Raw genomic sequence first — 233 nt, forward strand, 5'->3', positions numbered from 1 at the left:
GCTGTAATGCGGGTAGAAACCGATAGCGGTATTGCAGACGAAACTCGGTTTCGAGCTCTGACGGCACGTTCTGCCCCCATTCGTATACCAATAACGCATTTATGGTCAGACTGGTATGTTCAAACTCTTTTTCAACTAATAAACCCGTAGTGAACTCGTTACTATCGGTCTGCTGGTAATGCTCAACTTCAAACAATAAGCCCCAATCCCAACTGTACTGTCCCTGCTCAGTT

The 233-nt window shown here is 45.9% G+C and carries 1 protein-coding gene; it reads right to left on the reverse strand.

Annotated elements, in window-relative coordinates; all coding sequences use genetic code 11:
* Positions 1–233 (reverse strand): hypothetical protein (locus R0J87_RS25080; protein WP_498889736.1); only part of this gene is annotated, 233 nt, incomplete at both ends.

The organism is Halomonas sp. SIMBA_159, from assembly GCF_046536035.1.
Classification (GTDB): domain Bacteria; phylum Pseudomonadota; class Gammaproteobacteria; order Pseudomonadales; family Halomonadaceae; genus Vreelandella; species Vreelandella venusta_A.